This window comes from Caulobacter sp. HMWF025 (genome assembly GCF_003060965.1).
GTDB lineage: Bacteria > Pseudomonadota > Alphaproteobacteria > Caulobacterales > Caulobacteraceae > Caulobacter.
Map to the genome: position 1 here is coordinate 98,914 of NZ_QAII01000048.1, position 20,566 is coordinate 119,479.

The 20,566-nt window shown below is 66.2% G+C and carries 20 protein-coding genes; 13 read left to right on the forward strand and 7 right to left on the reverse strand.

Translation table 11 applies throughout. From position 1 onward, the window contains the following. Positions 1–741 (forward strand): DsbA family protein, encoded by a 741-nt coding sequence (locus tag DBR10_RS06410; RefSeq protein WP_108504806.1) that lies wholly within the window; start codon positions 1–3, stop codon positions 739–741. Here DBR10_RS06410 and DBR10_RS06415 read toward each other — a convergent pair. Together DBR10_RS06415 and thiS are read right to left on the reverse strand one after the other, a co-directional pair. Then, a complete protein-coding gene (locus tag DBR10_RS06415) occupies positions 738–1,544 on the reverse strand; it encodes a thiazole synthase (RefSeq protein WP_108504805.1) in 807 nt (268 codons plus the stop codon). The two genes, DBR10_RS06410 and DBR10_RS06415, sit on opposite strands and share 4 nt — an antisense overlap. A 45-nt stretch (positions 1,545–1,589) precedes the next feature. After that, a complete protein-coding gene (thiS, locus tag DBR10_RS19265) occupies positions 1,590–1,790 on the reverse strand; it encodes a sulfur carrier protein ThiS (RefSeq protein WP_108503609.1) in 201 nt (66 codons plus the stop codon). Positions 1,791–1,868: 78 nt separating this feature from the next. Between thiS and aroQ the strand changes: the two genes are divergently transcribed. Genes aroQ through aat form a run of 4 tightly spaced genes read left to right on the forward strand, consistent with a single transcriptional unit; the run spans position 1,869 to position 4,897 of the window. After that, positions 1,869–2,312 carry a type II 3-dehydroquinate dehydratase gene (gene aroQ, locus DBR10_RS06420; RefSeq protein ID WP_108503608.1) on the forward strand — a complete coding sequence of 148 codons (444 nt, stop codon included), beginning with the start codon at positions 1,869–1,871 and terminating at the stop codon, positions 2,310–2,312. A 56-nt stretch (positions 2,313–2,368) separates the two neighbouring features. Then, positions 2,369–2,881 (forward strand): acetyl-CoA carboxylase biotin carboxyl carrier protein, encoded by a 513-nt coding sequence (gene accB, locus DBR10_RS06425; protein ID WP_108503607.1) that lies wholly within the window; start codon positions 2,369–2,371, stop codon positions 2,879–2,881. A gap of 5 nt (positions 2,882–2,886) precedes the next feature. After that, the gene (accC, locus tag DBR10_RS06430; RefSeq protein ID WP_108503606.1) at positions 2,887–4,230 is read left to right on the forward strand and encodes an acetyl-CoA carboxylase biotin carboxylase subunit; all 1,344 of its coding nucleotides are present in this window, start codon (positions 2,887–2,889) and stop codon (positions 4,228–4,230) included. Positions 4,231–4,246: 16 nt separating this feature from the next. Then, positions 4,247–4,897 carry a leucyl/phenylalanyl-tRNA--protein transferase gene (gene aat / locus DBR10_RS06435; RefSeq protein WP_108503605.1) on the forward strand — a complete coding sequence of 217 codons (651 nt, stop codon included), beginning with the start codon at positions 4,247–4,249 and terminating at the stop codon, positions 4,895–4,897. Here the strand turns inward: aat and DBR10_RS20460 are convergent. Beyond that, positions 4,834–5,172, reverse strand: coding sequence for a DUF2155 domain-containing protein (locus tag DBR10_RS20460; RefSeq protein WP_369831648.1), 339 nt, complete (start codon positions 5,170–5,172; stop codon positions 4,834–4,836). The genes aat and DBR10_RS20460 overlap by 64 nt on opposite strands. A gap of 278 nt (positions 5,173–5,450) precedes the next feature. After that, a complete protein-coding gene (locus DBR10_RS06445; protein ID WP_108505631.1) occupies positions 5,451–5,846 on the reverse strand; it encodes an NADH:ubiquinone oxidoreductase subunit NDUFA12 in 396 nt (131 codons plus the stop codon). A 218-nt stretch (positions 5,847–6,064) separates the two neighbouring features. Between DBR10_RS06445 and DBR10_RS06450 the strand changes: the two genes are divergently transcribed. The 3 genes from DBR10_RS06450 (at position 6,065) to DBR10_RS06460 (ending at position 10,305) form a co-directional block, all read left to right on the forward strand. Further along, positions 6,065–8,773, forward strand: a complete 2,709-nt coding sequence (locus DBR10_RS06450) for a TSCPD domain-containing protein (protein ID WP_108505630.1) — start codon at positions 6,065–6,067, stop codon at positions 8,771–8,773. 66 nt (positions 8,774–8,839) lie between these two features. After that, positions 8,840–9,337, forward strand: coding sequence for a pentapeptide repeat-containing protein (locus tag DBR10_RS06455; protein WP_108505629.1), 498 nt, complete (start codon positions 8,840–8,842; stop codon positions 9,335–9,337). A 95-nt stretch (positions 9,338–9,432) separates the two neighbouring features. Further along, positions 9,433–10,305, forward strand: a complete 873-nt coding sequence (locus DBR10_RS06460; protein WP_108505628.1) for a pentapeptide repeat-containing protein — start codon at positions 9,433–9,435, stop codon at positions 10,303–10,305. Positions 10,306–10,385: 80 nt separating this feature from the next. On the opposite strand, the gene aspS is transcribed toward DBR10_RS06460, so the two are convergent. Next, on the reverse strand, positions 10,386–12,224 hold the full coding sequence (gene aspS, locus DBR10_RS06465; protein ID WP_199223577.1) for an aspartate--tRNA ligase: 1,839 nt from the start codon (positions 12,222–12,224) through the stop codon (positions 10,386–10,388). 991 nt (positions 12,225–13,215) lie between these two features. Beyond that, positions 13,216–13,977 carry a triose-phosphate isomerase gene (gene tpiA, locus DBR10_RS06470; RefSeq protein ID WP_108505627.1) on the reverse strand — a complete coding sequence of 254 codons (762 nt, stop codon included), beginning with the start codon at positions 13,975–13,977 and terminating at the stop codon, positions 13,216–13,218. A 153-nt stretch (positions 13,978–14,130) separates the two neighbouring features. On the opposite strand from tpiA, the gene DBR10_RS06475 reads away from it, so the two are divergent. Together DBR10_RS06475 and trpE are read left to right on the forward strand one after the other, a co-directional pair. Further along, positions 14,131–16,086 carry a peptidylprolyl isomerase gene (locus tag DBR10_RS06475; RefSeq protein WP_108505626.1) on the forward strand — a complete coding sequence of 652 codons (1,956 nt, stop codon included), beginning with the start codon at positions 14,131–14,133 and terminating at the stop codon, positions 16,084–16,086. Continuing rightward, on the forward strand, positions 16,083–17,621 hold the full coding sequence (gene trpE, locus DBR10_RS06480) for an anthranilate synthase component I (RefSeq protein ID WP_108556214.1): 1,539 nt from the start codon (positions 16,083–16,085) through the stop codon (positions 17,619–17,621). Before DBR10_RS06475 ends, trpE begins: the two co-directional genes overlap by 4 nt. 7 nt (positions 17,622–17,628) lie before the next feature. On the opposite strand, the gene DBR10_RS19270 is transcribed toward trpE, so the two are convergent. Further along, complete coding sequence (locus tag DBR10_RS19270) at positions 17,629–17,832, reverse strand: hypothetical protein (protein ID WP_177486132.1); 204 nt, start codon at positions 17,830–17,832, stop codon at positions 17,629–17,631. Positions 17,833–18,025: 193 nt separating this feature from the next. On the opposite strand from DBR10_RS19270, the gene DBR10_RS06490 reads away from it, so the two are divergent. From DBR10_RS06490 to trpC, 3 genes are read left to right on the forward strand one after another with little or no spacing between them, the layout of a single operon-like run. Further along, complete coding sequence (locus tag DBR10_RS06490; protein WP_108505625.1) at positions 18,026–18,622, forward strand: anthranilate synthase component II; 597 nt, start codon at positions 18,026–18,028, stop codon at positions 18,620–18,622. A gap of 8 nt (positions 18,623–18,630) precedes the next feature. Beyond that, positions 18,631–19,659: an anthranilate phosphoribosyltransferase gene (gene trpD / locus DBR10_RS06495; protein ID WP_108556215.1), complete on the forward strand. Its 1,029-nt coding sequence runs from the start codon at positions 18,631–18,633 to the stop codon at positions 19,657–19,659. Next, entirely contained in the window at positions 19,656–20,444 is a 789-nt protein-coding gene (trpC, locus tag DBR10_RS06500; protein ID WP_108504381.1) for an indole-3-glycerol phosphate synthase TrpC, read from the forward strand. The genes trpD and trpC overlap by 4 nt, the downstream gene beginning before the upstream one ends. Positions 20,445–20,566: the final 122 nt, after the last annotated feature.

The following is a 20,566-nucleotide window of genomic DNA, read 5'->3' on the forward strand; positions in this document are numbered from 1 at the left end:
ATGCCCCTGCCCCGCCGTTCCGGTGTCGCCGCTGCTGCAATCCTGCTGGCCTCTGGTCTGATGACCGCCTGCACCCCGTCAAAGCCTGATGAGGCGTTTGGCCAGAAGGTCAGGGCTTACCTGCTGGAACACCCTGAAGTGTTGCTCGAGATGAGTGCCAAACTCGAACAGAAGCAGGCCTCGAAGGCCGCTGCCCAGGGGCGAGCAGCGCTCAACCAGTACCGTCAGGCCATTGAGCGGGATCCCCGCGACTTTGTTGCCAATCCCAAGGGCGTCGTCACGGTCACGGAGTTTTTTGACTACCGTTGTGGCTACTGCAAACTCGCCACACCGGAGATCATCAAGCTGATCAATGAGAACCCGGATGTCCGGTTTGTGTTCAAGGACTTCGTGATTTTCGGCCAGGATTCCGAAGCAGCAGCAAGACTGTTCCTCGGTGCGCGGGATCAGGGAAAATCCCTCGAACTCCACAAGGCCCTGATGGCCGAGAAGAGCCTTGATGCTGCGGGTGCCCTAAGAATCGCTGCGGCCATGGGCCTGGACGTGGAGAAGGCCAAGGCGACTGGCGCGTCAGCTGAAACGACCCAGCATCTCGCGGACACCCATGCCCTAGCCCAAGCCCTTGCGATTGAAGGCACACCAGCCTTCATTATTGGGGACCAGATCATCCCGGGGGCCGATATGAATGCCCTGACGCTGGCAATCGCCAATGCCAGGGCGTCGAAGCTGAAAGCGGGTTAGATCAACCCGCCTAGCGGCGAGCTGGGATCAGCATAGAGGCGCTTTGGCATGCGTCCGGCCAGGTAGGCTTCACGCCCCGCGATGACGGCATGTTTCATCGCACGGGCCATTCTGATGGGGTCCTTGGCTTCTGCGATCGCCGAATTCATCAGGATGGCATCACAGCCCAGCTCCATGCCGATCGCCGCATCCGATGCGGTCCCGACGCCGGCATCAACGAGGACGGGCACTTTGGCGTTCTCGATGATGATGCGCATGTTGACCCGGTTCTGGATCCCAAGCCCCGACCCGATCGGCGCGCCCAGCGGCATGATCGCGACGGCCCCCGCTTCCTCAAGCTTGCGGGCGTAGACCGGGTCATCAGAGCAATAGACCATGACCTGGAAGCCTTCACTGACGAGCAGCTTCAGCGAGCGCAGCGTCTCCTCCATGTCCGGATAGAGCGTCTTGGGGTCGCTGAGAACTTCAAGCTTCACGAGGTCCCAACCACCGGCTTCCCGGGCCAGACGAAGCGTCCGGACGGCCTCTTCGCCGGTAAAGCAACCAGCGGTATTGGGCAGAAAGGTGAATTCCGTAGGCTTGACGTAGTCCACCAGCAGCGGCTGGCTGGGATCGGTGAGGTTCACCCGACGCACGGCCACGGTGACGATCTCGGCCCCGGCGGCCTGCGCGGCTGCCGCGTTGGTCGCGTAGTCCTTGTACTTGCCGGTGCCGACAATAAGGCGCGATCGGAAAGTCCGGCCGGCGACAGTCCAAGTGTCTTCGACGGCGGCAGCGGATTCGGGAGAGACGGATGTGGTCATGGAGCCGGTTTACGCCTGCGGCAGCCGGGTTTCAAATGCGCAACCTCAACCGCCGCCGATGAATGTCACGATCTCGAGCCGGTCGCCCTCGACGAGCGAGGTCGCCGAATAGATCGAGCGCGGCACGATCTCGAGGTTGAGCTCTATCGCCACCTTGCGTGCGTCAAGACCGAGCGAGGTCACCAGATCAGCAACGTTTGCGACCCCGGAAATCTCCCGCTCTTCTCCGTTCAGGAAAAGCTTCATCTCACCTCCAAAGCGAGCCGTGCTTGTGACCCGAGGGAACCGGCTATACAAGACCTTCGGAATCGACGGCGGAGCCGAATGGTAAAACCGATCCATGTGCTGAGTGGCCCCAATCTCAACCTGTTGGGAACCCGGGAGCCCGAAATCTACGGTAAGGACACGCTTGACGATGTCCGGGCGCGCTGTGAGGCGCGGGCGGAGTCTCATGGCTGCACCGTTGTGTTTCGTCAGTCCAACCACGAGGGGATGCTGATCGACTGGGTGCAGGAGGCGCGTGAGTCTGCTTCAGCCCTGGTCATCAACCCGGCCGGCTATGGCCACACCTCGATTGCCTTGCTGGACGCGCTCAAAACCCTGAGCATTCCGGTGATCGAGTGCCACCTGTCCAACCCGGCGGCGCGGGAAGACTTCCGCCGCCACACCTACGTCTCGCTAGCCGCAACGGGGATTGTCTCCGGCTTTGGCGCAGCGAGTTATGAACTGGCGATCGATGCCGCTTTCGGCCTGATCGGCGTAAAATAGGTCCCGGCCCGGTTCGACTTAAACGACCGGTGCTCAAGAGAACAAGGTACGCTTCCATGTCCAATCCCAAGGCTCCCGCCGATCCGGTCGAAACTCCGTCGATCGACGCTCGCCTGGTCCGCAAGCTTGCGGACATCCTGAAGGACACAGGCCTGACAGAAATCGAGGTCGAGCATGCTGGTCTGAAGATCCGCGTTGCCCGCGAACTGACCGTTTCTGCCGCAACGACTAACTACGTCCAGGCACCTCAGGCCTATGCTCCGCAGGCTTCTGCCCCTGCACCGATGCCGGAGGCTCCCGCAGAGGCCGCGCCCGCCGCTCCGACCCGCGCCACTGGCGACATCGTGAAGTCTCCGATGGTCGGCACGGTCTATATGTCGCCGCAGCCCGGTGCTGACGCTTTCATCAAGGTCGGGGACACCGTTGCATCCGGACAAACGCTCCTCATCGTCGAAGCGATGAAGACCATGAATCCGATCGCAGCTCCCAAGGCCGGCAAGGTCGTTGAAATTCTGGTCGGCGACGCCCAGCCGGTAGAGTTCGGCGAACCCCTCGTCGTTATCGAGTAGAGATCATGTTCGACAAGATCCTGATCGCGAACCGGGGCGAGATCGCGCTCCGGGTTCACCGGGCCTGCAAGGAAATGGGCATTGCTACTGTGGCTGTCCACTCGGAGGCTGATGCCAATTCGATGTGGGTGCGCCTCGCCGACGAGAGCGTCTGCATCGGCCCGGCTCCAGCAGCAAAAAGCTATCTGAATATCCCCTCGATCATCGCCGCCTGCGAGATCACGGGGGCACAGGCGGTCCACCCCGGCTATGGCTTCCTCTCGGAGAACGCCCGCTTCGCCGAGATCGTGGGCGCTCACGGCTTCACCTTCATCGGTCCGAAGCCTGAGCACATCCGGATGATGGGCGACAAGATTACGGCCAAGCAGGCCGTAAAGGACGCCGGCATTCCCGTCGTTCCTGGGTCCGACGGCGGCGTTGCGACCGAGGAAGAGGCTTTTGCGGCGGCCGAGATGATCGGCTTCCCCGTGTTGATCAAGGCCGCCTCCGGCGGTGGCGGTCGTGGCATGAAGGTCGCCCAGACGCGGGAAGATCTCGCTGAGGCCGTTTCGACCGCCCGTTCGGAAGCCCGCGCAGCGTTCGGCGACGACACGGTCTATATGGAGCGCTATCTCCAGAAGCCGCGCCACATCGAGATCCAGGTCATCGCCGACAGCCATGGCAATGTGGTGCATCTGGGCGAGCGCGACTGCTCGCTGCAGCGTCGTCACCAAAAGGTGCTGGAAGAAGCTCCCTCGCCCGCCCTCGGCGCAGCCGATCGCGCCAAGATCGGCAAGATCGTCGTCGATGCGGTCAAGGCCATCGGCTATCTGGGCGTCGGCACCATCGAGTTCCTGTGGGAGAACGGCGAGTTCTTCTTCATCGAGATGAATACCCGCCTGCAGGTCGAACACCCGGTCACCGAAGCCATCACCGGCATCGACCTGGTGCGCGAGCAGATCCGCATTGCTGCGGGCCTGCCGCTGTCCTTCACCCAGGACGACGTGGTCTTCGAAGGTCACGCCATCGAGTGCCGGATCAACGCCGAGAACGCACGGACGTTTACGCCCTCGCCCGGGACGATCACCGACTTCCATGCTCCGGGTGGTCTGGGGGTTCGCCTGGATTCGGCGATCTACACCGGCTATTCCATCCCGCCTTACTATGACAGCCTGATCGGCAAGCTCATCGTGCACGGTCGGGACCGTGCCGAGTGCATTGCGCGTCTGAAGCGTTGCCTCGGCGAAATGGTCGTCGGTGGGATTGAGACGACGATCCCGCTCTTCCAGGACCTCCTTGTTCAGCCTGACATCCTGGCCGGTGACTACGACATCCACTGGCTTGAACGCTGGATCAAGGCCCAGGGCTAGCGGATTCTCCGCGCAGATGGACGCCTTCACGGTCGACGACCTTGTGGCCTGCTATCGGCGCGGGGTCTTCCCGATGGCAGACTCCCGGGAAGATGAGAGCATCTTCCTGATCGACCCGGAGCGACGGGGTGTGCTGCCGCTCGACGGCTTTCACCTGCCCCGTCGCCTCGCCCGGACGATCCGATCGGACCCCTATGAAGTCAGGATCGACACGGCATTCGACGCCGTGGTCGAGGCCTGCGCCGCGTCAGGTCCGGGGCGCATAGAGACCTGGATCAATGGACCGATCCAGAAGATGTACAGCGACCTGTTTTCACGCGGTGCAGCGCATTGCGTCGAGTGCTGGGCGGACGGAATCCTCGTCGGCGGGCTCTATGGCGTTTCCCTGGGATCGGCTTTCTTCGGTGAAAGCATGTTCTCGATCCGGCGGGACGCCAGCAAGATTGCGCTGGTGCATCTGGTCGCCCGACTGATCGAGGGCGGGTACCGCCTGCTCGATACCCAGTTCATCACGGATCATCTCAAGCAGTTCGGGACCACCGAGATATCGCGATCGGACTATCAGAAAAGACTGCGACGGGCCCTGCAGGACCAGGCCGATTTCTATCGCTTGACGACCGGGGCTTCGGGCGAAGACGCTTTGCAGGCAATCAGCCAGGCATCATAGACCGGATGCTCCAGCGGATGGACGCCTGGCGCATTGGCGTACATCCAGCCCTTGTAGATTTGCCGCCCCGCCGGAGCGATACGGCCGGAAACGGCCTTTGGCTGCGTATCAACGACGACATAGGCCGCCGTCACGGGTGCAATCTCGTCGGCAGCCGACGTCTCGCAGGCCCGAACCGTGAAGATAAGCGTCTTGTAGCGGATCGGCTGGCCGACGGGGGCCTCGAACCGCATGGTCTCCGTCGTGACCTTGTCGAGGGCCTGAATGATGGCCACGCTTGAGCGAGGCCGCTTCGCGGGCTCGGCGGGCTTTGTTTCGACCACTTCCGGTTTCGTAGCAGGCGCAACCTTGGCTGTTGAAAGAGCTGGAGCCGCTGCCTCCTGCACGACGGGTGCCGACGCGCGAACCGGAGCAGGATCGCTGGGAGTCGCTACGGGCGCGGAGACCGATTGTGAACCCGCGGGGGCTGCCGACTGGGCATAGGCCCCTCCGGCGATAAAGGCCGCTGCAACAAGCGCAGCGCCGGCCGAACCCGAGAGCCCTCCCACCCGGACTATTCCGGCTTCCAGGGCTGGTAGTCGCTTGTGGCTACGGCACGCTCGCCCCCTCGTGTCAGCGAGCCCTTCGGCCGCCAGGCGTGGACCGTCCCGGTGAGGTTGGGGGTATGGTCCTTTTCCCAATCACGGCGCAGGAGCGGTGCCGTCGTCGGCGGCTCGTCGAAGGTGTAGTGGAGCCAGCCGCTCCACTCTGCAGGAACCTTGGAGGCTTCGGCATAGCCGTCGTAGATCACCCAGCGACGCTTATGGCTGTCATAGCTGTCACTGGCGTCCCGCGCTTCGAAGTAGCGGTTACCGAAATCGTCCTGACCCACGAAAACGCCACGACGGCCAATATGGAAACGCTGACCCAGGGTCGCGCCATTCCACCACGTAAAGATCGCTTTCAGCACTCGATGGCACCCGAATTTGCTAGGGCTTCCGGCAACGCGGCTTTGCGTGACGAAGCGGCGCGACTATACGGCTCGTCGCTCCTAGCGTCCAGCGCGCCCCTTGGGCGGATCACTTCAACATCTTGTGGACAGTCGCGCCCAAGCCCCAACATCTATTGAAGGCGAACCAGCCGCGCTCTAATCTGAACACCTCCTGGCGCTCAGTTGCGGAATCGCCCATGCGCATTCAGTCCCGTTATCGTGGTCCCGTCTCCAGAATGGAGATGCGTGCCCTTGAATGCGCCGATCGCGTCACCGACATTCTCGCCCCGGCCGACTGGACCGATGCACGCGTCGAGGCGTGGCTGGATCTCAACGATGGGGAATTCGAAGACAGCGCCCCGCTCGGCGGTGGGCCATCCCGCCTGGCCGGACGACTGGCGTCCAAAGGTCTGAGAGACGGAGTTTTCGCCGACGAAAATGATGCGCGGGCCTTCGAGACATCTCTTCTCGAGACCATGCTGGCCGGCGTCGCCTCTCCGGCTGGAACCAGCCCGGCATCGCACCGCCTTTCCGATATCGCTGAAATCGAGTTTCGAACCGAGGTCGATCTCCATCTCGCACAGCATCGCAGCCAGGCCCTCGCACGAAAAGCTTCTGCGATCCTGGATGGCGCCCTCGGCCAGGTAGGCGATGCCGTAGCGCGCTGCCATGGGGATAGCCGAGCCTGCGCCGATCCCCAGAAGAACAGCGCCCTGGCGAGGGCGGCCCGGCGCGCCCGTGAGCTCGGGGCCGACGATCGCATGATCTTTGAGGCCATAGCCCTGGCCGGCATGCCCCGGCCGACACTTGCCGTGACGAAGCTGGACCGTCTGCAAGGCCTTGTCGCGACGGCGAGCCGTCAGGCCGTCGCGGCCGGAGACGACAATGCCGGCCACGCCGGTCTGGTGGGCTGGGAAAGCAGCGCCCTGACCCTCGCCTTTTCGCCCGAGGATGCCGACAGCCTTGCCCAGGGCGCGGGACTGCGCGCCGCTGTGGATGTCTCGGCGTTCCAGGTCGAGAACGCCTTCGATCTCGATGGCTTCACCTATGTTCTGCATCTCTGGGCCACGGCCCTTGAGATCGATCGTGAAGAGCGCCCGGCCTCAATCGGCCTGGCCGGTGTCGGCGACTGGCTTCTGGCGCAGGGACTGTCCTTGGCCGGGCCGGAGGGGCGTGATGCGGCTGCCGCCGTTTGGGCCCTCGCTGCCGGGACGACCCTGACCGCCAGCGCGGAGGCCGCAGGTGCCCTGGGTTCGGACCCCGCGTTCCTCCAGGACCGCCAGGGCATTCTCCGGAGTCTGGCCGAACGGCGGGTCCGGGCGGCGGCGCTGAAGTCGCCCCTCGCCACCGAGGCTGCGACAGCCCTGGCGATGGCCCACGGCCTGGCCCGCAAGCACGGCCTGCGGTCTCCAGGCCTGTTGGCGGCTTTCGACGATGCCGAGGCCGGTCTGAGACTGGGCGGCCGCCCTCTCGGCTGGGCCGGTGTCTCATACCCGGTTTCGGTCACCCAGACGGCGGACGGATTGCTGGTTCCGGCGTTTAGCGCAGCGGCCTTTGCCTGCCTGCTTGAGGCCGGGATAGACCTTGACGCGGCACGTCGTCACGCAGTCGGACACGGGACCCTGGCTGACGCCCCGACCCTTGATCACATGACGCTCCAAGCCCGGGGTTTCACGGCTTACGAAATCGAGCGGGTCGAGGACGGTCTCAGGTCGACGCCTGACTTGCGGCAGGCCTTTGCGCCCGCGGTGATCGGTGCCGGCTTCCTCGGTGATGTCCTCGGCGCTCCGGCGGCGGCTCTGGCCAGGTCTGACTTCGACACCCTGGCTTTTGCGGGCTTTTCCGAAGCCGAAGTTGCATCGGCCGAGCGCTACGCCCTTGGCGCGGGCCGCCTCTCCGACTGCCCGGCCCTGGATGCGACGATCCGGGATCTGTTCCAGTCAGTCGAAGCGCCCGTTCTGGCCGACCAGTTGGCCATGATCGCTGCTGTCGAGACCTTCTGCTGCAAGCCAACGGCCAAGCCGCTGGCCCTGGCCTTCGATGCCCGGCCGGCCGATGCCGTCCGACTGCAGGCAGCAGCGGCAAGGGCCGGTTTGCGAGCCCTGACCCTGCAACGCGCGGCCCCGGCTGCCGATTTCCGCCTCGACCTTCCGGAGGCCCCGGCAGAAGCCCCGCGCCAGCGCGCCGTCGAGCCCATTGTCACCGAGCGGGTCGTCGAGAAGGTGATCGAGCGTGATCGCTCGCGCCGGAAGCTGCCGGATCGCCGCAAGGGCTACATCCAGAAGGCAGCCGTCGGCGGGCACAAGGTCTACCTGCATACCGGCGAATATGACGACGGTGAGGTCGGCGAGATCTTCATCGACATGCACAAGGAAGGTGCCGCCTTCCGCAGCCTGATGAACAATTTCGCGATCGCCGTCTCGCTGGGGCTGCAGCACGGCGTGCCGCTCGACGAGTTTGTCGATGCCTTTGTATTCACCCGGTTTGAGCCCGCCGGCCCCGTGACCGGCAATGACTCGATCAAGTCGGCGACCTCGATCCTGGACTATATTTTCCGGGAACTCGGCGTCTCGTATCTGGGACGCGACGACCTCGCCAATGCCGATCCGCAGGAGTTCAATGCGGACGGTCTCGGACACGGCAAGGCTGACACCGAGAGTGAGGCCGAGCCCCTGCCCGCCAGCAAGTTCATCTCCAAGGGCTTCTCGCGCGGCGCAGCCCCCGACAACCTCGTCTTCCTGCCCTTCGGAGGCCGTCGGGGCGAGGACGAGGCCCGCGTCCAGGAGACCCTCGCGGACGTCTGTCCGGCCTGCGGGGATATGGCCCTGACCCAGCGCGGCGGGATTACGGTCTGCGACAGCTGTGGGGTGCAGTCGGACAGGGCCTCGCCCGGGACCGGGTCCTGAGCGTTTGCCTCGCCTTAAGTTTGCACGGCTAGGGTCTGGTCGCCCGACCGACAGGACGCCCTCGAGATGACTTCGTTCGCCAAGACCTTCGCCCTGGCCCTGCTCGCTACGGGTCTTGCCCTGCCGGCCTCGGCCCAGAATGCGGGGCAGATCGCCAGGGTGCAGGCCGGAGCCCACTGCCCGGGCTGCAACCTCTTTCAGGCCGATCTCGCGAACCGGACCCTGAACGGCAAGAATCTGGCCGGGGCAAGACTGCGTCAGGCGGACCTTTCAGCCGCTGTCATGAACCGGACCGACTTTTCGGGCGGCGACCTGCGTGACGTCGAGGCCTATGGCGGTGTGTTCGGTGGGGCGAGCTTCGCCCGGGCGAACCTGACCAATGCCAGCTTCGTCGGGGCCTTTCTGGAGCGTGCCAATTTCTCCGGGGCCATCCTGTCCGGCGTGAACTTTTCCGGAGCTGAGATGGACAGAGCGAGAGGGCTCAGCCAGGCTCAACTTAACCGCGCCTGCGGTGATGGCGCGACGCGCCTGCCGCGTGGGCTGACCATCCCGACCTGTCGTTAAGCATCTGTCATTACGGCGATTTAAGTGGCATTGCAGGTCCGCCGGGCCCAAATCGTATCTCACGCCGTCCCTCTTTCGGCAGACTGGAGATTACGATGTCCCGTATGGGCGTTTCCTTCGCGGTCCTGACGCTGGCCCTGACGGCCCTGGCCGGACAGGCCCAGGCGGGCCCTGACGACAAGGACGTCGCCCGGCTGGTTTCCTTCGGCGGAGCCTGCGCCAATTGCGAGCTTTCCGGCCGCAAGCTGACCGGGGCCAAGTTCAATGGGGCCGACTTTGCCAATGCGACCCTGATCGGTTCCGATCTGCGGGGTGCGGCGTTCTACGGTTCGAATTTCGCCCATGCCGACCTGTCCCGCGCCGACCTGCGGGGAGCCGAGATGCGCGGCGCCAACTTCGCCAATGCGAATTTCGCGGATGCCCGGATGTCGGGCGTGTCGAGCAGCGGCGCGAACTTCCAGAACGCCAGCCTGCAACGGGCCGACCTGTCGTCGTCCGAGTTGCACGGCGCGCACATGGTCGGTGCCAATCTGAGCCGGGCCAACCTGTCGAACGCCGAGCTGACCGGCTCCAACATGGCGTCCGTCAACGCCCGCGAAGCCGACTTCCGCAATGCCGAGCTCAATGCCGCCAATCTGATCGGCGCGCGCTTTGACCAGGCGGACTTCCGCAATGCCGAGTTCACCGGAGCCAATCTGCGCGGGGCTGTCTTCAACGGATCGGACATGCGCGGGGCCGACTTCTCGTCGGCGATGCTGGGCGGTGCGGACCTTTCCGGGGCCCGTGGCCTCGACCAGGACCAGATGGACGAGGCCTGTGGTGACAGTGCCACCCGGCTGCCGCGCGGCCTGACCATCAAGCCCTGCAACAGCCTGCGCGAGCGCCGGGTCATCGTGATCCGCAGCATGCCCAAGGCCCCGCCGGAGCCACCGGAACCGCCGAAGGCCCCGAAGTCTCCCAAATACTGATCGACCCGAACGGCCCCAACAAAAAGGCCCCGATCCGCAAGGACCGGGGCCTTTGACTGTCAGGGATCCCGGCTCCCGTCCTAGACCTTGATCGGCGGGGCCGAGCGGATGTGCAGTTCCTTGTACTGCCGGTCCTGGGCCTCGGCCGGAGCGTTCATCAGGAGGTCCTGGCCCTGCTGGTTCAGCGGGAAGGCAATGACCTCGCGGATGGCGACCTGCTCGGCCAGCAGCATGACGATCCGGTCGATGCCGGGGGCCAGACCGCCGTGCGGCGGCGCGCCGAAACGGAAGGCGTTCAGCATGCCGCCGAACTGCTCTTCGACCACCTCGGCACCATAGCCGGCGGTCTCGAAGGCTTTCAGCATGATCTCCGGCTTGTGGTTCCGGATCGCGCCCGAGCACAGCTCATAGCCGTTACAGACGATGTCGTACTGATAGGCGCGGATGGTCAGCGGGTCCTGGGTCTCCAGGGCCTCCAGACCGCCCTGCGGCATCGAGAACGGGTTGTGCGAGAAGTCGACGCGCTTTTCGTCCTCGTTCCACTCGAACATCGGGAAGTCGACGATCCAGCAGAACTTGAACTGGTTCTCGTCGACCAGCTTCAGCTCGGTGCCGACGCGGGTGCGGGCCAGGCCTGCGAACTTGGCGAACACGGCAGGGTCGCCGGCCACGAAGAAGGCGGCGTCGCCCTTGCCCAGACCCATCGACTCCATCAGCGCCTGGGTCGGTTCGCCGAGGTTCTTGGCAATCGGGCCGCCCCACGAACCCTGGTCTTCCGACCAGAAGACATAGCCCAGGCCCGGCTGGCCTTCGCCCTGGGCCCAGCTGTTCATGCGGTCGCAGAAAGCGCGGCTGCCGCCGGTCGGCGCGGGAATGGCCCACACGCGGTTCTTCGGATCCGCGCCGAGGATCCTGGCGAACAGGCCAAAGCCGCCGTCGCGGAAGTGCTCGGAGACATCGGCCATCTTGATCGGGTTGCGCAGGTCCGGCTTGTCGCTGCCGTACCAGGCCATCGACTGGGCATAGGTCAGACGCTCGAAGCCAGTGTGCTCCAGTGTCGCGCCGAAATCATTGGTGAAGGTGTGGGTGCCCGAGATCGGCGACACCGGCTTGCCGCCCGAGAATTCCTCGAACACGCCGTGCATCACCGGCTCGATGGCCGCGAACACGTCTTCCTGTGTCACGAAGCTCATCTCGACGTCGAGCTGGTAGAACTCCAGCGAGCGGTCGGCGCGCAGGTCTTCGTCGCGGAAGCACGGGGCAATCTGGAAATAGCGGTCAAACCCGGAGACCATCAGCAGCTGCTTGAACTGCTGGGGAGCCTGGGGCAGCGCATAGAACTTGCCGGGATGCAGGCGCGAGGGCACCAGGAAGTCACGCGCGCCTTCCGGCGACGAGGCCGTCAGGATCGGGGTTTGATATTCGAGGAAGCCCTGGTCGACCATGCGGCGGCGGATCGAGTGGATCACCTTGCTGCGCAGGACGATGTTCTTGTGCAGGGTCTCGCGGCGCAGATCTAGGTAGCGGTGCTTGAGGCGGATTTCTTCCGGATAGTCGGGCTCGCCGAACACCGGCAGCGGCAGCTCGGCGGCCTCAGACAGCACCTCGACGGCGGTGACGTGAATCTCGATCTCGCCGGTCGGCAGGTTGGGGTTCACAGCCGCGGCGTCGCGGGCCACGACCGCGCCGTCGACCTTGATCACGCTCTCGGCGCGCAGGCGCTCGACAATGTCAAAGCCCGGGGTGCCGGGGTGCAGGACCAGCTGGGTCAGGCCGTAGTGATCGCGTAGGTCAATGAAGACCAGACCGCCGTGGTCGCGCTTGCGGTGGATCCAGCCCGAAACGCGCACGGTCGCGCCGGTATCATTCGCCCGCAGGGCGCCGCAGGTGTGGGTGCGGTAGGCGTGCATGGTCGTCATGGCAGGATCTTTGGAAAGCAAGAAAAGGTGAGGAATTGCAAGGCGCGGAAAGGCGCATGGGGGGGCGGTTCTGTCAAGGATTCTGGTCGGGCGACGGGGTTTCAATCTGGGGCACGCGCCCTGCCCGCCGGCAGGACAATCGGAAGGCATGGCGTCTCCGCCTCACGCGGTTTGGCCGCTGAAGGTGTGGGAAGGGCTGCGGAGCGTCCGGGCCTCGCCCGGAAGAAGATTGATGATTACCGTTTCGACGACGTCTGAACGCTCCGCGTGATCGTTCTGTCGGAAGCGCGCGACGCCTGAGCCCTGTTCGGGCCTCGCCGCCTTGAAGCCTCCGGCGGGCGGACCGGGGCGCGACCCCGTCCCGGACTGTGAACCCTTCCAGGCCCACCTGCTGCTCGCCCGACCCCTGCCGTGACGTCGTTTCTGTGATCCACGGCCGACCGCCGCCAGACACGACAGGGTTGACGGCCTGGACCGCAAAGCGATCCTCCCGCCATCGGTTGAGCTTCCCGCTCGACCACCCCACGCCGCCGCTCCGGTCGCTGGCCAGGCGCCCTTCCCCGCGACGAGGTGAGGTGATTATGCGGGGGGTTCTGAGCGCGTTTGATTGGCGCGATGGGGATTTTTGTAAGGGGTTGATCGGGTTGGGGTTTGTTTGGCGGGTGATGGGGATTGAGCGGGCTGGATCCCCGTTCTCTAACGCCCAAAATCCTTGTCATCCCGGCCGGACGCCCGGAGGGCGGGAGCGCCGGGACCCAGGGGTCGACGCACTGCGGTTGCCCCTGGGTCCCGGCTCGCGCTGCGCGCGTCCGGGATGACAAGGAGAAGGTGCTCTATTGATCCCCCGCACTTGCCCCCTACGGGTCGCTTCGCGACCGTCTTCCCCCGGAGGGGGAAGATGATCTCATCCGCCCCCGCTGGGGGCGGACGACCGGCGAAAGCCGGTCAGGTGGGGGCCTGCGGCGTCGGCCGTTTGGCACGCCCGCCCCTCTCAGGCTGCCGCGATGATCGCCAGGAAGTCCGAGGCCTTCAGGGAGGCTCCGCCGACCAGGGCTCCGCCGACGTCCGGCGTGCGCAGAATCTCGGCGGCGTTGTCGGGCTTCACCGAGCCGCCATAGAGAATCGGCACCGTCGCGCCGTGGGGACCGAAGGCGACGACCAGTTCGGCCCGGATCGCCGCATGCATCTCGGCGATGTCGTCCACGGTTGCCGTGCGACCGGTTCCGATCGCCCAGATCGGCTCATAGGCCACGGTGAAAGCGTTGTCCGCCAGGCTGGCCGGCAGGGAGTCGCGAATCTGGCCCGTGACGACGTCGCGCGCCGATCCGGCCTCGCGCTGGGCCAGGCTCTCGCCGACACAGACGATCGGCTCAAGTCCGGCGGCCAACGCGGCCTCGACCTTGGCGGCGACCATGGCACTGGTCTCGGCATGATCAACCCGACGCTCGGAGTGGCCGAGAATGACCAGGGCCGCTCCGGCATCGACCAGCATGTCGGCCGAAACATCGCCGGTATGGGCTCCGCTGGCCCGGGCATGGCAGTCCTGGCCGCCGGTGAGGACCGCTGAGCCTTCAAGGGCTTGCGACAGACGATCGAGCAGCGTGGCGGGTGGGCACAGGGCCACGCGAGCCGCCGCGGGGCGCTCTTCAAGGCCGGCGGAAACCGCTCGGGCCTCGTCCAGTGCCTGCGAAAGGCCGTTCATTTTCCAGTTGCCGGCGATCAGCGGCCGGGGTGTCGGGCTTGAAAGGGTCATAAAGACGTTGTTGACCCCCCCGACGCTTGGGAAGTCAAGGCTGGCGTGGGTTGCCCCTGAGCCGTCCGCTCTACTATACCCGCTGCTCGTGTCCGCTGTGATGCCCGAAGGGCAAAGCGCGCCCGCGACAAGTCAGGAAGGTTTTTAACGCCTATGCTCGCCGGTTTCCGCACCTTCGCCAAATCGCCCCTCGCGGTGATCCTGTTCGCCCTGCTGATCGTCAGCTTCGCGGTGTTTGGAATCAGCGACGTCTTCAAGGGCCCGCGCCTGTCCGGCGTCGTCCAGGCCGGCTCCCGGACCCTGACCCCGCAGGACTTCAAGGTGCGCTTCGACAGCTACCGCAAGGGGACCGAGCGGCAGACCGGCGAGGCGATCACGCCAGACCAGGCTGTTGAACGCGGTATCGACCGTCAGATCCTCGACGAGATCGCCCTGCAGGAATCCATTGCCGAGGCGATCAGCCGGGCCGGGATCAACCCGTCGGACAAGCTGATCGGTGATGTCGTGCGGCAGCAGATGAGCGCCCTGCACCCCAACCAGCGGCCGTTCGACCCGATCACCGGCAAGTTTGATCCGAAGATGTATGCCGCCCTGCTGGCCCAGAACGACCTGACGCCGAAGACCTATGAGGCTTCACTGCGCGACGAGATCGCCCAGACCCAGTTCTTCTCGGGCGTTGCCAACGGCCTGCATGCGCCCCGCATCTACACGGCCCTGCAGGCCGCCTATGGCCTGGAAAGCCGTGACCTGGCGGCCTTCGCCGTCAATCCGGCCTCGGTGACTCCGCCCGGCAATCCGACCGATGCCCAGCTGACCGCCTTCATGAAGCAGAACGCCGAGCGCCTGACCCGGCCCGAAACGCGGGTCATCTCGATCATGCGGGTCAGCGCCCAGGCCCTGGAGCCCACCGTCAGTGTGGACCCGGCCGAGGTGCAGAAGACCTTCAACTTCCGCAAGGACACGCTCAGCGCTCCGGAAACCCGCTCGCTCGTCCAGATCGTTGCGCCTGATGCCAAGGGTGCGGCGACGATCGCCCAACGGCTGGGCAAGGGCGAACAGCCCGCCATCGTGGCCTCGGCCTTCGGCGTCAAGCCGGTGTTCCTGACCGACAAGCCGAAAACCGCCCTGCCCGACCGCAAGGTCGCCGACGCGGCCTTCCGCCTCGCTGCGGATCAGGTCAGCGCCCCCGTGGTCGGCGATCTCGGCGTCTCGGTGATCAAGGTCACCAAGATCACGCCGGGGGCCGCTGCGAGCCTCGAGAGTGTCCGTCCGGCCATCGAGGCCGAACTGCGGGCCCAGAACGCCCAGACCAAGGCCTATGACCAGACCCAGGCCTATCAGGACGCCCATGATGCCGGGGCTGATCTGGTGGCCGCCGCCAGCAAGGCCGGAGCCATGGTCATCACCACGGCTCCGGTCACCGCCCAGGGCGCTGACGAAACCGGTCGCCCCGTTGCCGGCCTGACCCCCGATGTCCTGAAGACGGCCTTCGAACTGCCCGCCGGCGGCGAGAGCGAGCTGATCGAAATCGGCAAGGGCGAGTACTATGCGGTCCGGGCCGAACGGGTCATCCCCTCCGCCATGCCGCCCCTGGCCGAGATCAAGCCCCAGCTCACCCAGTTCTGGCTGCAGACCCAGATGAGCGAACGCATGCGCGAGAAGGCCGATGCCCTGGCCGCCCAGGTCCGCAAGGGCGCGTCGCTCGAAAGCATCGCTGCGGCCAACGGCTCGCGCGTTCAGCGCGTGCCCGGCCTGAGTCGCGAGAATGCCCAGCGCTATCAGGCCCTGGGGCGTGACCTGCTGGTTGGGGCCTTCGGGGCCAAGCCAGGCGAGGTCTTCACCTCGCGCGCCGGTCAGGGGGCCTATGTGGTCGCCAAGCTTGAGCGCGTGAACCCGGCCAAGACGGCCGACCTGGCCCGCACCGTCCAGATGCTGCGCCAGCAGACCGACGGCAGCATGATGCGCGACCTCGGCGAGGCAGCGCGGGTCGCCGCTCGCACCAAGCTGAAGACCGGCGTCAATCTGACTCTCGCCCGTCAGGCCATCGGCGTCGATACCGAGGCCCTGGCCAAGGCCGAGGCGGCCAAGAGCGGCAAGCCCAGCAAATGAGCCTGGAACCCGCCTTCGACACCTTTGCCCAGACCTATGAGGCCGGACACCCCCAGGTCGTCTGGACCCGGCTGATCGACGATCTCGAGACCCCGGTCTCGGCCTATCTGAAGATCGGCCAGGGCAAGCCCTATGCTTTCCTGTTCGAAAGCGTCGAGGGCGGCGCCTGGCGCGGCCGCTACTCCATCGTGGCGATGAAGCCCGACCTGGTGTGGCGCTGCCGGGGGGACCAGGCCGAGATCGCCGAAGGCGAAGCCGTGGCGCGTCGCGAGTTCACGCCGCAGGCGGGCGGGGCCCTGGACAGCCTGCGCGACCTGATCGCCCGGTCGCGCATCGACCTGCCGGCCGGCCTGCCGCCGATGGCGGCCGGCGTCTTCGGCGCGCTCGGCTATGACATGGTGCGACTGGCCGAACGCCTGCCCGACATCAATGAGGACACCCTCGGCGGCCTGCCCGACGGCATCATGACCCGGCCGTCGATCGTGGCCGTGTTCGACGCCATCGCCCAGGAGATCATCCTGGTGACGACGGTGCGCCCGGTCGTCGGGGTTTCCGCCGAGGACGCCCATCACGCTGCCCGCGCCCGCATCGAGGCGGTGATGGCCGACCTGCGCCGTCCGCTGGCTCATGAAGCCCCCCGCCGGGGCCACGCCCCGATCGAGTTCACCACGCCGGTCAGCCGCGAGGAGTATGCGGTCGTGGTCGAGAAGGCCAAGGCGTACATCCGGGCCGGCGACATCTTCCAGGTCGTGCCCAGCCATCGCTTCCGGGCCCCGTTCGACCTGGATCCGTTCGCCCTCTACCGCTCCCTGCGCCGGACCAATCCGTCGCCGTTCCTGTATTTCCTCAATCTGGACGGCTGCCATCTGGTCGGGTCCAGCCCGGAGATCCTGGTCCGGCTGCGCGACGGCAAGATCACCATCCGCCCGATCGCCGGCACCCGTCCGCGCGGCGCGACGCCCGAAGAAGATCTGGCCCTCGAGGCCGAGCTGCTGGCCGATCCCAAGGAACGGGCCGAGCACCTGATGCTTCTGGATCTGGGCCGCAATGATGTGGGCCGGGTGTCGATGCTGAAGGAGCCGGGTCGTAACGAGCCGGCCAAGCCGCACAAGGGCCCGCGCGTCAAGGTGACCGAAAGCTTCAAGGTCGAGCGCTACAGCCATGTCATGCACATCGTCTCGAACGTCGAGGGCGTCGCGCCCGAGGGCGTCGATCCGGTCGACGTGCTGATGGCCGCCCTGCCCGCCGGCACCCTGTCGGGCGCGCCCAAGGTGCGGGCGATGGAGATCATCGACGAGCTGGAGATCGAGAAGCGGGGCCTCGGCTATGCCGGGGCGGTCGGCTATATCGGGGCCGACGGTTCGGTCGACACCTGCATCGTGCTGCGCACGGCCCTGGTCAAGGACGGCATGATGTACGTCCAGGCCGGTGGCGGTGTGGTGGCCGACAGCGATGCCGACGCCGAATATGACGAGACCCTGCACAAGTCCCGCGCCCTCAAGCGGGCGGCCGAGGAAGCCTGGCGCTTCGCCTGACCTCCAGCTAGCCGAGGCGGTCGTTGGGGATGTGCTGGGTGACGGTCGCCGGGGCCAGCACCATCACGGTGGCGAAACTGACGGCGCAGATCGCGGCGAAGGCTGCGGCCGCCAGGACGGGCGCCATCTTCTGACGCCGCTCGCGCGGGCGCAAAAGGGCCCGGACGTAGGACAGGGCCACGGGGTCGAGGGCGGAATCAGTCAGGGCCATGAGACGCAGCATGGTGGCGTCGTCCGTCTGTGGCGAGGTCATTGATGTCGCACCCGTCGAAGACGCCCCGGATCGTCTGCAAATCAGCCGTCCCCGCCCCCTGAAACCGCATATGCCTCAAGTGACCGGCACCTCCAAGGCTTGGCGTGGTGCCCGGTTGGCCCTAGAAGCTGAACCCGCGAAAGGCGGCGTCATGATCCTGGTCATCGATAACTACGACAGCTTCACCTACAACCTCGTTCACTATCTGAACGAGCTGGGGGCTGATACCGTCGTGCATCGCAACGACGACCTGACGGTCCAGGAGGCCCTGGGTCTGCGGCCGGCCGCGATCCTGCTGTCGCCCGGGCCCAAGGCCCCGGACCAGGCCGGCATCTGTCTGCCCCTGCTGCGCGGCGCGCCGGACGACATGCCGATCCTCGGGGTCTGCCTCGGCCACCAGGCCATCGGTCAGGCCTATGGCGGCGAAGTCATCCGCGCCAAGGAAGTGATGCACGGCAAGACCTGTCCGATCCATCACGCTGACAAGGGTCTGTTCAAGGGCCTGCCCAACCCCTTCACCGCCACCCGCTATCACAGCCTGGCCGTCCGACGCGAAGACCTTCCGGCCGAGCTGGAGGTCACTGCCTGGACCGCCGATGGCGAAATCATGGGCGTGCAGCATCGCACCCGACCGGTGCACGGCGTGCAGTTCCACCCTGAATCCATCGCCACCGAAGGCGGTCACCAGATGCTGGCCAACTTCCTGGACCTGGCCGGTGTCGCTCGCGACGCCTCGGCCTTCGCCTAGGACAAGCCATGTCTGACGCCTTCAAGCCGCTGCTGGCCAAGCTGGCCGACGGCCAGACCCTGTCCGAGGACGACGCCGAGGTCTTCTTCAGCGCCTGCCTGCGTGGCGAACCGACCCCGGCCCAGGTCGCGGCGGCCGTCACGGCCATGCGGCTGCGCGGCGAGACGGTCGGCGAGATCGCCGCCTGCGCCCGCGCCATGCGCCGCGCCGCCGTGATGCTGGACCATCCTTATGACGTCGTCGACGTCTGTGGCACCGGCGGCGATGGCCTTCACACGCTCAACATCTCGACGGCCGTGGGCTTCGTCGCTGCCGGCGGCGGACTGAAGGTCGCCAAGCACGGCAATCGCGCCATCACCTCCAAGTCCGGCACGGCCGACGTCCTGACCGCCCTGGGGGTCAATATCGACGCCAGCCGTGCCCAGCAACGCCGGGCCCTCGACAAGGCCGGGATCTGTTTCCTGTTCGCCCAGGCCCACCACGGCGCGATGCGGCACGTCTCGCCGATCCGCCAGCAGCTGGGCTTCCGCACCATTTTCAACCTGCTGGGCCCGCTGACCAATCCGGCCGGAGCCCGTCGGCAGGTGGTGGGGGTGTCCTCCCTGCGCTTTGTCGAGCCCATCGCCCGCGCCCTCGGAGCCCTCGGGGCTGAGCGCGCCTGGTCGGTGCATGGCTCGGGCCTCGACGAATTGACGACCACCGGTGAGACCGAGGTCGCCGAATGGCGCGACGGCATGGTGCGGCTGTTCAAGATCACCCCGGAGGCCGTCGGCCTGCCGAGGGCTTCTCTGGCTGACATCACCGGAGGCGAGCCCGAATACAATGCCGCCGCCCTCACCCGCCTTCTCGACGGCGAGACCGGCCCCTATCGCGACATCGTTCTGCTCAATGCCGCAGCCGCCTTCCTGGTCGCCGACCGGGTCGAGACCCTCAGCGAAGGCCTCGAGGCCGCCGCCGCGTCGATCGACTCCGGCAAGGCCAGGGCAGCCCTGGCCGGTCTCGTCGCCGCCACCAACACCGAGACCGCCAGCGCATGACCGACATTCTCGCCCAGATCGCCGCCTACAAGCGCGACGAGGTGGCTGACCGCAAGCGCCGGCGAACCGTGTCGCAGCTGGAAACCGCTGCCAAATCCGCCAGCAAGCCGCGTGGCTTCAAGGCCGCCCTGTCCACGGCCCATGCGCCCGGCAGGCTGGCCCTGATCGCCGAGATCAAGAAAGCCTCACCGTCCAAGGGGCTGATCCGGGCCGACTTTGACCCGCCCGCCCTGGCCCGGGCCTATGAGGCCGGCGGTGCGGCCTGCCTTTCCGTCCTGACCGATGGTCCGAGCTTTCAGGGGGCGGATCCCTATCTGATCGACGCCCGCGCCGCCGTCAGCCTGCCCTGTATCCGCAAGGACTTCCTGGTCGATCCGTGGCAGGTGGCCGAAAGCCGGGCCCTCGGGGCCGACGCGATTCTCGTCATCCTCGCCATGATCGAGGACAGCCTCGCCGCCGACCTCATGGCCGAGGCCGAACGCCTGGGCATGGACGCCCTGGTCGAGGTGCATGACGAGGCCGAGATGGCCCGCGCCGGGCAGCTGGGTGCGACGCTGGTCGGCATCAACAACCGGGACCTCAAGAGCTTCGTCGTCGACCTTGCCGTGACCGAACGGCTGGCCGCCCAGGCCCCCCAGGACGCCCTGCTGGTCACAGAAAGCGGTCTCTTCGTGCATGCGGATGTCGTGCGCATGGAGGCCGCCGGGGCCAGGGCCATGCTGGTCGGCGAAAGCCTGATGCGTCAGGCCAATGTGGCCGAAGCCACCCGGGCTTTGCTGGGCTGAGCGTCCCAGGCCCCGGATCGCGCGCGTGAGGGCTGGCGCTGAGCTCCGGAGCCAGTCAATTTGCCGACTCACGACGTCTCGCTGCGGTTCGCAGACGAGAGCGCGCCCAGGGAGACGAAACG

Bases quoted from the DNA above. Each gene is read 5' to 3' on its own strand.
- DBR10_RS06410 (WP_108504806.1), top strand. From the start codon at position 1: ATGCCCCTGCCCCGCCGTTCCGGTGTCGCCGCTGCTGCAATCCTGCTG.
- DBR10_RS06415 (WP_108504805.1), bottom strand. From the start codon at position 1,544: ATGACCACATCCGTCTCTCCCGAATCCGCTGCCGCCGTCGAAGACACT.
- thiS (WP_108503609.1), bottom strand. From the start codon at position 1,790: ATGAAGCTTTTCCTGAACGGAGAAGAGCGGGAGATTTCCGGGGTCGCA.
- aroQ (WP_108503608.1), top strand. From the start codon at position 1,869: ATGGTAAAACCGATCCATGTGCTGAGTGGCCCCAATCTCAACCTGTTG.
- accB (WP_108503607.1), top strand. From the start codon at position 2,369: ATGTCCAATCCCAAGGCTCCCGCCGATCCGGTCGAAACTCCGTCGATC.
- accC (WP_108503606.1), top strand. From the start codon at position 2,887: ATGTTCGACAAGATCCTGATCGCGAACCGGGGCGAGATCGCGCTCCGG.
- aat (WP_108503605.1), top strand. From the start codon at position 4,247: ATGGACGCCTTCACGGTCGACGACCTTGTGGCCTGCTATCGGCGCGGG.
- DBR10_RS06450 (WP_108505630.1), top strand. From the start codon at position 6,065: ATGCGCATTCAGTCCCGTTATCGTGGTCCCGTCTCCAGAATGGAGATG.
- DBR10_RS06455 (WP_108505629.1), top strand. From the start codon at position 8,840: ATGACTTCGTTCGCCAAGACCTTCGCCCTGGCCCTGCTCGCTACGGGT.
- DBR10_RS06460 (WP_108505628.1), top strand. From the start codon at position 9,433: ATGTCCCGTATGGGCGTTTCCTTCGCGGTCCTGACGCTGGCCCTGACG.
- aspS (WP_199223577.1), bottom strand. From the start codon at position 12,224: ATGACGACCATGCACGCCTACCGCACCCACACCTGCGGCGCCCTGCGG.
- tpiA (WP_108505627.1), bottom strand. From the start codon at position 13,977: ATGACCCTTTCAAGCCCGACACCCCGGCCGCTGATCGCCGGCAACTGG.
- DBR10_RS06475 (WP_108505626.1), top strand. From the start codon at position 14,131: ATGCTCGCCGGTTTCCGCACCTTCGCCAAATCGCCCCTCGCGGTGATC.
- trpE (WP_108556214.1), top strand. From the start codon at position 16,083: ATGAGCCTGGAACCCGCCTTCGACACCTTTGCCCAGACCTATGAGGCC.
- DBR10_RS19270 (WP_177486132.1), bottom strand. From the start codon at position 17,832: ATGGCCCTGACTGATTCCGCCCTCGACCCCGTGGCCCTGTCCTACGTC.
- DBR10_RS06490 (WP_108505625.1), top strand. From the start codon at position 18,026: ATGATCCTGGTCATCGATAACTACGACAGCTTCACCTACAACCTCGTT.
- trpD (WP_108556215.1), top strand. From the start codon at position 18,631: ATGTCTGACGCCTTCAAGCCGCTGCTGGCCAAGCTGGCCGACGGCCAG.
- trpC (WP_108504381.1), top strand. From the start codon at position 19,656: ATGACCGACATTCTCGCCCAGATCGCCGCCTACAAGCGCGACGAGGTG.